This is a genomic window from Acinetobacter sp. YH12049 (assembly GCF_013419875.1).
Taxonomy (GTDB): domain Bacteria; phylum Pseudomonadota; class Gammaproteobacteria; order Pseudomonadales; family Moraxellaceae; genus Acinetobacter; species Acinetobacter amyesii.
Genome location: NZ_VOZH01000021.1, coordinates 1 through 12,361, shown reverse-complemented (window position 1 = coordinate 12,361; position 12,361 = coordinate 1). Strand labels below are relative to the sequence as shown.

Below are 12,361 nucleotides of genomic sequence, written 5' to 3'. Positions count from 1 at the left end.
TAATTTTATACAGATACAATAACTCATCTAACAATCCGTATATCGAAAGGATATACTGACCACCAATTAGTTTGCCATTAGCTCTTATTAAAACTTACTTGTTATGAAAAAGCTATCTTGTTCAGGCCTTGTTCATCCATTTTTTTTGGCCATTATTATTATTTTGGTCGCAATTCCAATGGGTTTCTATGGCATGTATCTCTATATTGCCCCGTCTTTGCCTGAAATGTCCATCTTAAAAAAGGCTCCATTATTAAAACCATTACAGGTTTATAGTGCTGATAATGAGCTGATTGCAGAATATGGTGGCAAACTTTCGGTCCCTGTAGAGTACGACCAAATCCCGTCTCATTTCATTCATGGCTTTTTAGCTGCGGAAGATTCTTCGTTTTTTGAACACAGCGGCATTAGTTTCAAAGGATTGGGGCGTGCCGTCAGTGAAAGTATTACCGGTTCCGATGTGCAAACCGGTGGTTCAACCATTACCATGCAGGTTGCAAAAAACTATTATCTGACTCCAGAGCGTACTTTAAAACGTAAACTGACCGAAGTTTTCCTTGCTCGAAAAATTGAACAAAATCTAAGTAAAGAAGAAATTTTAACGCTGTATGTCAACAAAATCTTTTTAGGAAAAAATGCTTACGGGATCGCTGCAGCTGCAAAAATTTATTATAACAAGAGCCTGCAAGATTTAAGTTTGGCTCAAATGGCAATGATTTCAGGCTTACCTAAAGCACCTTCAAAATATAATCCTGTAGCCAACCCAAAACGTGCTTTAGAGCGTCGTAATTGGATTTTAGGCCGTATGTTGCAATTGGGGTATATCAATCAATCTGAATATCAAAAAGCGATTGCTGAACCGATTAATCTCGATATGCCTGACCGCGGGGTCAGCAACAAATTCCCCTACGTCGGGGAAATGGTTCGCTCTGAGCTCGTAGAAAAGTTTGGCGAACAAGCGACTGATTCTGGCTATAAAGTCTACACCACCATCAACAGCCAACGCCAAGCCTATGCTGAGCAGGCTGTACAAGAGGGTCTCGAAGCTTACGATAGACGACATGGTTGGCGTGGTGCAGAAGCACATGATGAACCCTTAAAAAACTTTATTCCATATGCCAACACCTATCCTGCCGAAGTAACCAAAGTCAACAACACCAGTATCGAAGTGTTGATGCAAGACGGCAGTAGTGTGACAGTTCCATGGTCAGGTTTATCTTGGGCACGTCCCTATCGCAATGCCAATAGTGTAGGCAATGCGCCTAGCAAAGCCTCTCAAATTGTAAAAGTTAAAGATATTATTCGCCTACGTCCGAATGCGGATAAAAGCTCATGGGCTTTAGTGCAAATTCCAAAAGCGCAAGGTCAATTGATTGCCCTTAATCCCAACAATGGTGGTATTGAAGCCATTGTGGGTGGTTATAATTTTTATCAATCTAAATTTAACCGTGCTCTACAAGGCTGGCGTCAGCCGGGTTCAACCATTAAACCCTTTGTTTATGCTTTAGCACTTGAACGTGGCATGACTCCGTATTCCATGGTCAATGACAATCCAATTACGATTGGCAAGTGGACGCCTAAAAACTCTGACGGTCGCTATTTAGGGATGATACCTCTACGCCGTGCCCTCTATTTATCACGTAACACAGTTTCAGTACGCTTATTACAAGTCGTCGGAATTGAACGTACTCGCCAATTATTTATGGATTTTGGCTTACAAGAAAACCAAATTCCACGTAACTACACCATTGCTTTAGGTACCCCACAGGTGTTGCCGATTCAAATGGCGACAGGTTATGCGACATTTGCCAACGGTGGATATCGTATTCAACCGCACTTTATTAGCCGTATTGAAGATGCTTATGGCAAAGTGATTTATCAAGCCAATCCTGAATATGCATGTATTCAATGTATCAATCAAAAAGACGAAGTTGAATCAGCAGATCCGACCACGCCGGATGATGAAGTGATTGAAGTCACTAATCAGGATAATAAACCTGCTGAATCGAAAATTTCCGATACTGAAGCAGCAAACTATAAGCAAGCTCAGCGAATTTTAAAGTCGAGTTCGGCCTTTGATATGGCGAACATCTTGCGTGACGTGATCCAACATGGTACAGGTCGAGCGGCTTTAAAAATTGGTCGCGGTGATTTAGGCGGTAAAACCGGTACAACCAATGATGCAAAAGACGCGTGGTTTGCTGGATTTAATGGAAAATTGGTCACTGTGGCTTGGGTCGGTTTTGACCAACCCTCTACTTTAGGTCGCCGTGAATATGGTGGTGTTGCAGCATTGCCTATTTGGTCAGATTTTATGGCGAAATCACTTAAAGGCACACCTGAAGCTTGGGTGCGTTTAGACACCCATGCCAAGAATCCAATCAACCGTAATTCGGCTAAAGCGACTCAAGGTCAACCTGAACAAGATCGTGCAGCAACGCCACCAATGGCTCAACCGCTGTATCGTCCTGCTCCTGTTGCACCGAAGCCTCAGGCTTCGCAAAATGATTTTGACGACCTTCCTGGGTCTACTGAAACCAATCTTGCACCGACTCGAACTGCGCCTCCGCCAATGCAGCCTAAACCACAAGGTGCAGAGCATAAAACGGACGCACTTGATCATCTCATCGATCAAGTTCAGTAAATACTGCATAAAAAAAGCCCTCAAACGAGGGCTTTTTTATCACTTCCAATGCATTATTTCTTTTTAAAGAGATAAATTTGATACTGCGCTTGCAACTCAAATTGTTCATTTTTTTCTAGAGCTTCTCGACGCTCAGCTTTCACTTTATAGGCATAAGGCGTCATTGCAATTAAGTTTTTGAGATCCTGCTGAGAAAGTGACATTTTCGCTTGAACCACTTGTTCACTTTCCAATTCAAAATCATTCGCCAGTTGTTCCACAAATTTATGCGGTTCATGTAGTTTTACTTCTTCAAACAGGGCTTCACGCATTGCATAAAGATGCTCTGGCGCAGGTGTGACCACCATCAAGTGCCCTTCAGGCTTTAACACACGAAGGATTTCTTCTTGAGGAATAGGACTAAATAAACTCGTACACAAGTCAATCGAATGATCTAATACAGGTAAGGTTGCCCCTGTCCCAACCACCCAAGTCACCTCTTTATTCAGTTTAGCGGCCACTTGTACTGCATTTTTAGCGATATCGACACCCACACACTGTAATACTTCAGCTTGCATCGCATTGGTGTAATAGCCTTCACCACAGCCAATATCCAACAAGTTTTCAACCCTTAATTTTTGAATCAAAGCCACTACTGCCTGTTGCAAAGGTGCATAGTGACCTGCACTTAAAAATGCTCGACGCGCCTGTACAGATTCAGGCGTATCACCCGGGTTTTTACTGTGTTTATGCTGAACCACATGTAAATTGACATAGCCTTGTTTTGCAACATCATAGCTATGATTATTTTCACAGCGCCATGTCCGCTCTGTGAGTTTCAATGCTTCACGGCATACAGGACACATCAACAGGTTCATCATTTACTCCACTAGATTTTGAAATAAAAAAACCGGCATCTGTGGGAGCAAATGCCGGTTTCGTTTATTTATTTGCTTAACGTAATTTTAAAGTCATTAGACCCAAAACTACCAGCATAATTGTGATAATCCAAAAACGAATCACCACCTGAGTTTCACGCCATCCTTTTTTCTCATAGTGATGGTGCAGCGGTGCCATTAAGAATACACGCTTGTTCCGCATACGCAGTGAGCCAATTTGCAAGAAAACAGAAATAGCTTCAACCACAAAGACACCGCCCATAATGGCAAAAACAATTTCTTGACGAACCATGACTGCGATCGTACCGAGCATCGCACCTAGAGATAAGGCACCGACATCACCCATAAACACTTGAGCTGGATGCGCGTTAAACCATAAGAATGCCAAACCAGCACCGATCATTGCCGCACAGATCACGACAAGTTCAGATGCGTATTTCACATAAGGGATATGTAAATAATCGGCAAAACGAACATCACCAGCCAGATAAGCAAATACACCTAAACCTGCGGCAACCAGAACGATTGGCATAATCGCCAAACCATCCAAACCATCGGTTAAGTTCACAGCATTAGATGCGCCGTTAATCACCAAATAAGTAAAGACAATAAAGCCAATACCGAGTGGAATAATGGATAACGGAATGCTAATTTCTTTAAAGAATGGAATCAGCAGATCCAACATATTTGAGGTATGTACTGGGTTTGCTTGCTGTGTCGCAATCACATAGAGCGCAATACCGGCGCCTAACGATGCTACAGAAGTCCAAAAGAATTTCTTCTTCGCAGGTAGACCGGCATTGTCTTTATAACGGATTTTAATCCAGTCATCGGCCCAGCCAACAGCACCAAAGATCACCATCACCCCAAGTACAATCCATACATAAGGGTTTGAAAGATCGGCCCAAAGTAAGGTTGAAATCCCAATAGACAGTAAAATCAACACACCACCCATAGTTGGTGTGCCCATTTTTTTGGCATGATTTTCAGGTGCAAATGAACTGACTGCCTGACCATATTTGAGAGCTTGCAATTTGCGAATCATCACAGGTCCAAGTAACAGACCAATGGCCAATGCCGTTAAGACACTGAGTAGCGAACGAAGCGTTAAATAACGAACAACCTGAAACGAGCTGTGATAACCCGCAAGCTGCTCAAATAACCATAACAGCATTAAAGTTTCTCCATCAATTCAGCCATCAAAGTTTCCATGTGGGTATAACGAGAACCTTTAAACAGGAAACTCATGGACTGAGGCTGATGTGTTTTGACTAGACTAATTAATAACGGTAAGGCCTGTTCTTGAGATAGAAAGGCCTGTAATTTTTTACCATATTGGGTACTGCGCGCGCCTTCTTGCACAGCAGGTGAAAACTCACCCACAGCAACAACAAATTGAAGACCAGAATGTGACACAAGGTCACGTCCCAACATGTAGTGCTGCTGTGCAGCAGATGAACCTAACTCACCAATATCCCCAATAACCATGACTTTGATGCCATCTTGCTGCGCAAGTACATCAGCAGCAGCACGCATTGAGGTTGGATTTGCATTGTAAGTATCATCAATAAACAAATAATCTTTATGCTGAATAAAGTTTAGACGGCCTTTGGCACCTGTCGCATGTTCAAGCCCCACAACGATATCATCTAAACTCACACCAATCGATAATGCGAAAGCTGCGGCTGCAGTGGCATTTTGCACATTATGTTCACCCGCAAATGGCAGTTGAACAGGACGCGAACCTTGTGGCGTATTTAAGATAAATCGTGAAGATTGAGCCTGAAGTTCAGTCTCAGTCGCAAAAACATCCCCGCCCTGACCAAAACTCATTACTTGCTCAGTTTGCACCGCTTGACGAATGGCATCTGTAAAATCATCTGCCGCAGGGACAATCGAAGTTCCTGTTTTCGCTATATGTGCATAAATTTCAGACTTGGCACGACAAATACCATCACGCCCACCAAACTCCCCCATATGAGCGGTGCCAATATTTAAAATACCGGCAACCTGAGGCTGTACCAAATTTGAGGTGTAATCAATTTCACCTTTATGACTGGCACCAAGCTCCATCACGGCATACTGATGTTCTGGACGTAACTCAAGTAACATCATCGGTACGCCAAGGTCATTATTTAAATTACCGCGCGTAATTAATGTTGGTGCAAGACGAGAAAGGATACTCCCGAGCATCTCTTTGGTTGTGGTTTTACCACTACTTCCTGTCAAGGCAATCACTTTTAAGGCTGGGTTTTGGGCACGACGAAATGCACCTAAATGTCCAAGTGCTAAACGTGTATCTGCAACCACCAACTGACAAATATCCACATCGACCGGATGACTGACAATGGCAATTTCACAACCCTTTTCAGCCACTTGAGCAAGGAAATCATGCGCATCAAAGCGTTCACCTTTCAGGGCAAGAAAAGCATCTCCTTGCTCTGCATGACGTGAATCGGTCAAAATTCGTTTCACAGGACCTGTCGGCGCTTGATTATTATGCCAGTGCCCTTGTGTCGCTTGAACCAACTGTTCGGCAGTCCAAGGTTCTAACGGAACCGTACTGGTCGTTGAAGTATGCATATCTGTTTCCTATTGCGCTGGATAAGCCGAGTCAGTGTTGTGATGCTGTGAATCAATCGCCGATTTCACTTCCACCACATCATCAAACCAATGTCGAACTCCATCAATTTCTTGATAGTTTTCATGGCCTTTACCAGCAATCACCACAATATCACCCGCTTGCGCATGGTTGACTGCGAATTTAATCGCTTCACGGCGGTCATGGATTTCATGGACAGTTTTTCCAGTGAAATCAATACCAGCCTTCATATCTGCAAAAATTTGTTCTGGGTTTTCAGTACGTGGATTATCTGAGGTAATCAACGCAATATCTGCATGGTTTAATGCCGCTTGTGTCATCAATGGACGCTTACCACGGTCACGATCACCACCACAGCCAAACACCGCCCATAGCTGTTGCGATACATGACGTTTTAAAGTCTGTAACACTTGAACTAAAGCATCTGGTGTATGTGCATAATCCACCACAAACAGGCGTTCATCATCACGAATCACTTGCATACGACCCGGTGCACCTTTTAACTCGGGCGCAGTTGCGATCAAGGCAGATAAGTTAAAACCTGCTTGCTCCGCTGAAATTAAGCTCGCCACGATGTTTTCAATATTGAAGTGCCCCAATAATGGACTTTGCACCACAAATTCAGCTTGAGCAGTACGCAATTTAAATTGTGCGCCCGTTAAGCTGTATTGAATATCGGTCACTTGATAATCCGCAGCCTGACGCGTTGAATAAGTCAAAATTTTAGGCTGAGCCGGATTTTGACGTGCAGCATTCAGCATCACTTCTGCATGTTCATCATCGAGATTGATGACTGCAACTTTGAGCGATGGAAACTGAAACAAACGTGATTTCGCTTCAGCATAGGCTTCAAGGGTTTTATGATAATCCAAATGATCACGACTTAAATTGCTATATGCGGCAATTTCAATTGCACAGCCATTTAATCGACCTTGTTCTAATCCGTGCGAACTTGCCTCTATGGCAGCAAACTCTGCACCCTCAAGCGCATAGGCATGCAATGCATTTTGCATATGTAACGCATCTAAAGTAGTGTGAGATGAGGCTTCTAAATTCGGTAAAATCCCGTTTCCAGTGGTTCCCATCACTGCACATTTTTTGCCTTGCAGCATGAGTAATTCAGCGATTAAGCGTGAGATCGTGGTTTTACCATTGGTACCCGTCACAGCCAAAATCCGTGCAGCTTGAGCTGGTTGAGTCGCCTGTAAATATTGCTTTTGCCACTGCCCCATCAATTGACGCACATCCGCGATCACGACACTTTGATCCAAACCCAAATCAGTTTCTGAAATGACAGCCAACGCGCCATTCTCTAACGCTGCACGTGCAAATTGTGCTGTTTTTTCAGGTTGCGAAAACGAAGTCAGGGCAATAAATATTTGCCCTGCTGTAACTTTGCGACTATCCAGATTGAAGCCCTGAAAGGATTGCGACATCCATTCAGCGGGCTGTTCAACGGTATATAGATCTTGAAACGTAATTTTCATTCATCACCTATTACTGGATCTTAGGAGTGTCTAAAGGTTTATCTAATGGTACGTTCATTAAACGTAAAGATTCTTGCATTACACGAGCAAAAACGGGTGCAGCCACCAGACCACCGTAATACTGACCTGTTGGGTTTTCCACTACAACAATCATGGCCAAACGTGGATCACTCACTGGTGCAACACCGGCAAAGAGTGCTCGATATTCTGAAGTCGAATAGCCTTTACGGTCTGCACGTAATTTATGTGCTGTACCAGTTTTACCCGCCACGCGATAACCCGGGATATTGGCTTGACGTGCCGTACCACCTGGCAAAGTCACCGCTTCCATCATTAAAAGCACTTGATCGGCAATTTTAGCGTCAATAATCTGCTCACCTTTCGGCTGTTCCTCAAGCTTATACAAGCTCAGTGGCATTTTGACGCCCTTATTGGCAATCATGGCATAAGCATCCGCCAGTTGGAGTACTGTAGCGTTCAAACCATAACCATAAGCCATAGTCGCTACTTCTGACACATTCCATTTGCTCTTTGGTAAAATCAGACCAGCACTTTCACCGGGGAATTTCACCGCTGAACGTTGACCAAAGCCAAGACGTTGATAGAAGGTCGGCAATGTTTCATAAGGGAGAGATAAAGCGATTTTTGCCACACCAACGTTAGACGATTTTTGAATAATGCCGCCCAAAGTCAAAGGACCATAGTTATGCGTATCTCGAATAGTATGATTCCCAACGCGCATTGAACCCGGTGTGGTATTTACAACTGTATTTGCCGTGTATTTGCCGCTTTCCAACGCCATTGCCACGGTCATTGGCTTCATGGTTGAACCTGGCTCAAAAGAGTCAATCGCACCACGGTTACGCATGGCATCTTTATTTAAAACGCCTTTTTTATCGTTCGGGTTGTACGACGGCCAAGAGGTCATCGCCAAAATTTCACCCGTTTTGACATCCACGGCAATCGCGGTTGCAGAACGTGCATTATTGGCCACCCCTGCGGCGGTCAACTCACGGTACATGATGTATTGCAAACGTGAATCGATACTGAGCGTGATATTTTCGCCCGACTCGACTTCTTTCACAATCTCAGGGTCTTTAACACGGTTGCCCTTTTTATCACGGACAATTTGCTGCGCACCATCAACACCTGAAAGACGTTCATTCAGTTGCATTTCTAAGCCTTCAATACCCATGCCCTCACTATTGGTTAAGCCAATAATTTGTGAGTTTGGCTGAGGCTGTGGATAGTAGCGCTTATAGTTTTTCTCAGTATATACGCCCTGAAAGTCACGTTTCATGATCAATTCAGCTTGTTGCGGCGGTACTTCTTTCTTTAAAACCAAATAACGTGAACGTGGACGCTCATTCATTTTGCGTTTCAGTTCAGCACGATCCATACCGACAGCATCGGCAAGTTCATCTAAGCTTAGATTTTTATCAGGTAATTGACGTTTTAATTTACGATTGTTTGGATCTTTAGCCAATTCAGCCGTGGTTTCTTCAAAGAGTTTTTTATTGTCAAAATAATCACGTGGATCGATCACGATTTTCATGATCGGGGTACTAATCGCTAAAGGCACACCGTGACGGTCATAGATGACACCGCGCATGGCTTTTAAGGTTTCAGTTCTTAAAATTTTAGCATTGGCTTTATTTTGTAAAAAGTCTTTATTAATGATTTGTACATAAAAAGCCCGCCCCACCAATGCAATGAAGCACAGCAAAACCACTGCCCACATCAAGTGATAGCGCCACATCTCCACCGAAATGGCTGTACGACCAGTAACAGACTGCTGTTTCTTACGCGGAGTTTGTTTGTTTCTCTTTTCAACCATGTGACCGGCAGCCTATTTTTTCTGTTCTGGAGTTTGTGGCAATGAAATAACAACGGTTTGTGCAATAGGAGGCGAATACATGCGTAATTGGGTAACTGCACGTGTCCCAATTTGGGCTGTTGCACCGAAAGTTTGTTGTTCGATCAGCAAACGTCCCCATTCTGCGTTGAGGTCATCCCTTTCACGCATATAGGTACTCAATTGACGATAATCTTGGCGATATTCAAAGACTTGAAAGACCACCATAATCGCACTCACAAAAACCAAGAGCAATAAAATGCCATATGTAATGATTTTCTTCGACTGCGATTGATCAGAGTTTTTTTCGATTGCTTCGGTTTTCATTCTTTGCCTTTTAAGCTAAACGCTCTGCCACACGAAGCCAAGCACTACGAGATCGCGGATTGGCTTTAACTTCTTCTTCACTTGCTTTAATTCGTGACACTTTTTTTAAGCGGCGGGTATCTTCGCGTTTTTGTGGTAAACCCCAACCTGTGTCTTCTGCAAGTGTAGATTCTTTTTGAATAAATTGTTTAATTAAACGATCCTCTAAAGAGTGGAAACTGATTACTGCAAGAGTGCCTTCAGGTTTCAGCATATCCACCGCTTGAGGTAAGAAGATATCAATATCGTCGAGTTCTTTGTTAATAGCAATACGAATTGCTTGGAAAGTTCGTGTCGCTGCATGTTTATTTTTTTCCCATTTTGGGTGGGCAACTTTCACAATTTCGGCCAATTGAGCTGTGGTTTCAATATACCCTGCCGCTTTAATCGCTTTGGCAATACGGCGGCTATAACGTTCTTCACCATATTTAAAAATAATATTGGCCAAATCTTCTTCTTCAATATCAACCAACCACTCTGCGGCTGTTGGGCCTTGTGAGTTGTCCATACGCATATCAAGTGGGCCATCTTTCATAAAACTAAAGCCACGCTCTGCTTGGTCTAACTGTGGAGATGATACCCCTAAATCCGCCATAATACCGTCGACCAAATCGATACCTCGACTACGCAGTTCTTCTTTTAAGTCTGCAAAACTGGCGTGAATAATTTTAAAACGCGCATCTTCTTGTTCTAATTCTGCGGCAACAGCCAATGCTTGCGGGTCTTTATCAAAGGCATAAACACGTGCATTTTCATCTAATTTAGACAGTAATAAACGCGTATGACCGCCACGCCCAAATGTGCCATCTACGAAAATTCCTGTATTGCGATCTGCCAGTAAAGCATCAACAGTTTCATGAAGTAATACAGAAATATGCGACATAAGGGTTCGTTCAACACAGCTAAAAATGTAACTGCACATTATTACCTTGTTTTAGCAAAGCTCCAAACGTCTTTTTGTACAGAAATATTACTTTCCATAGAGAAAACCGTTTTTATTTTTTGCCATCCATTAAAAAACCTCCCGAAGGAGGTCTTTGAACATCTCAAATCCTAGATTTCGATGTATTAGCGCTTGTTATTGTAGATCTGATCGAAGATCGCACCATTCACAAAATGTGTTTGTTGAGCTTTTGCCCAACCACCAAACACTTCATCAATAGTAAATGTTTTTAATGGCGGGAACTGTGATTTATATTTTGCTAAAACTGCTGCATTACGTGGGCGATAGAAATGACGAGCCGCCATTTCTTGACCTAATGGAGAATAAAGATAATTGATATAGCCTTGAGCTAACCATTTATTACCATTTTTATCGACAGTTTTATCCACGATCGCCACTGAAGGCTCAGTCAAAATCGACATCGATGGATACACGATATCAAATTTGTTTTTACCCAAAGTTTTTTGCGTAACTAAAGCTTCGTTTTCCCAAGTCAATAACACATCACCAATACCACGTTCTGCAAATGTAGTCATCGATGCACGTGCCGCAGAGTCCATTACTTTTACGTTATGGTACATCTTACCCACGAAATCTTTGGCTTTCGCTTCATTACCACCCGGCTGTTTCAAAGCATAACCCCAAGCTGACAAGTAAACCCAACGTGGGAGACCGCCAGTTTTCGGGTTCGGGGTAATAATTTGTACACCCGTTTTGGTTAAATCAGACCAATCTTTAATATGTTTCGGGTTGCCCTTACGCACCATGAATACAATCGTTGACGTATATGGCGCTGAGTTATGTGGAAACTCTTTTTGCCAACCCGGCTGAATCTGACCAGACTTCACAATTTCTTCGATGTCATTGGCCAAGGCCAAAGTCACGACATCACCTTTTAAACCGTCAACCACAGAACGGGCTTGTTTGCCTGAACCACCATGTGATTGTTTAAATGCGACCGTTTTACCGGTACGCTCTTTCCAATATGCACCAAATGACTTATTAAATTCGTCATAAAATTCACGCGTTGCATCATAAGAAACATTTAAAAATTCACGATCAGCGGCCTGAGCAGACGCTGAAAATGCAACACCAGTGGTAAGCAACGCGGCACTGAGCCACGCCTTAAATTGAGTTTTCATAACAGCCAGCATAAAGTTATATTCAATACTGCTAAATATATGAAATAAAGTCATAAATCGCAATTGCAGCGTGTTTAGACGCTTTGTTGAATACAGCTAAGGCTACGAATTTAATTGTTTGTTTTTCATATTAAAATACACAAAAACAATCTACTTATTCCCTATATATAGATTTTTATGCATTACATATGCAAAAAACGGATAATCTAAATTATCCGTTTTACACCACTCAACTTTATTTACAGACTTACTCTTTATTCTTTTCACTATAGATTTGCTTTGTACACGACAAAAAAAGATAACTCATTGAAATAATCGCATAATACTTGTTTTCTGACGACGAATATGATGACACATTTCAATGAGTTACATCTCATCTTAAACAAATATCTAAAGTGGAACAAGTCACATGCAAAATGTTTTACACTGATTATGCTTGCATTA

General features: G+C 42.5%; 9 protein-coding genes. 1 reads left to right on the top strand and 8 read right to left on the bottom strand.

What is annotated here, in order from left to right; translation table 11 throughout:
- The first annotated feature begins 103 nt into the window (after positions 1–103).
- Positions 104–2,644: a penicillin-binding protein PBP1a gene (gene ponA / locus FTU05_RS10610; protein WP_078189384.1), complete on the top strand. Its 2,541-nt coding sequence runs from the start codon at positions 104–106 to the stop codon at positions 2,642–2,644.
- 53 nt (positions 2,645–2,697) lie between these two features.
- Here ponA and FTU05_RS10605 read toward each other — a convergent pair whose 3' ends face one another.
- From FTU05_RS10605 to FTU05_RS10570, 8 genes are all read right to left on the bottom strand, one after another.
- Positions 2,698–3,501: a putative RNA methyltransferase gene (locus tag FTU05_RS10605; protein ID WP_180021660.1), complete on the bottom strand. Its 804-nt coding sequence runs from the start codon at positions 3,499–3,501 to the stop codon at positions 2,698–2,700.
- Between the two features lie 76 nt (positions 3,502–3,577).
- Entirely contained in the window at positions 3,578–4,696 is a 1,119-nt protein-coding gene (gene mraY, locus FTU05_RS10600) for a phospho-N-acetylmuramoyl-pentapeptide-transferase (protein WP_078189386.1), read from the bottom strand.
- Positions 4,696–6,105 (bottom strand): UDP-N-acetylmuramoyl-tripeptide--D-alanyl-D-alanine ligase, encoded by a 1,410-nt coding sequence (gene murF / locus FTU05_RS10595; protein WP_180165255.1) that lies wholly within the window; start codon positions 6,103–6,105, stop codon positions 4,696–4,698. The genes mraY and murF overlap by 1 nt, the downstream gene beginning before the upstream one ends.
- A 9-nt stretch (positions 6,106–6,114) precedes the next feature.
- Positions 6,115–7,611, bottom strand: a complete 1,497-nt coding sequence (locus tag FTU05_RS10590; protein ID WP_180165253.1) for a UDP-N-acetylmuramoyl-L-alanyl-D-glutamate--2,6-diaminopimelate ligase — start codon at positions 7,609–7,611, stop codon at positions 6,115–6,117.
- A 10-nt stretch (positions 7,612–7,621) separates the two neighbouring features.
- Entirely contained in the window at positions 7,622–9,448 is a 1,827-nt protein-coding gene (gene ftsI / locus FTU05_RS10585; RefSeq protein ID WP_180124608.1) for a penicillin-binding protein PBP3, read from the bottom strand.
- Between the two features lie 12 nt (positions 9,449–9,460).
- Positions 9,461–9,793: a cell division protein FtsL gene (gene ftsL, locus FTU05_RS10580; RefSeq protein ID WP_078189390.1), complete on the bottom strand. Its 333-nt coding sequence runs from the start codon at positions 9,791–9,793 to the stop codon at positions 9,461–9,463.
- Positions 9,794–9,803: 10 nt separating this feature from the next.
- A complete protein-coding gene (gene rsmH / locus FTU05_RS10575) occupies positions 9,804–10,715 on the bottom strand; it encodes a 16S rRNA (cytosine(1402)-N(4))-methyltransferase RsmH (RefSeq protein WP_180008673.1) in 912 nt (303 codons plus the stop codon).
- Between the two features lie 185 nt (positions 10,716–10,900).
- Positions 10,901–11,917 (bottom strand): sulfate ABC transporter substrate-binding protein, encoded by a 1,017-nt coding sequence (locus FTU05_RS10570; protein WP_180165251.1) that lies wholly within the window; start codon positions 11,915–11,917, stop codon positions 10,901–10,903.
- Between the last annotated feature and the right edge of the window lie 444 nt (positions 11,918–12,361).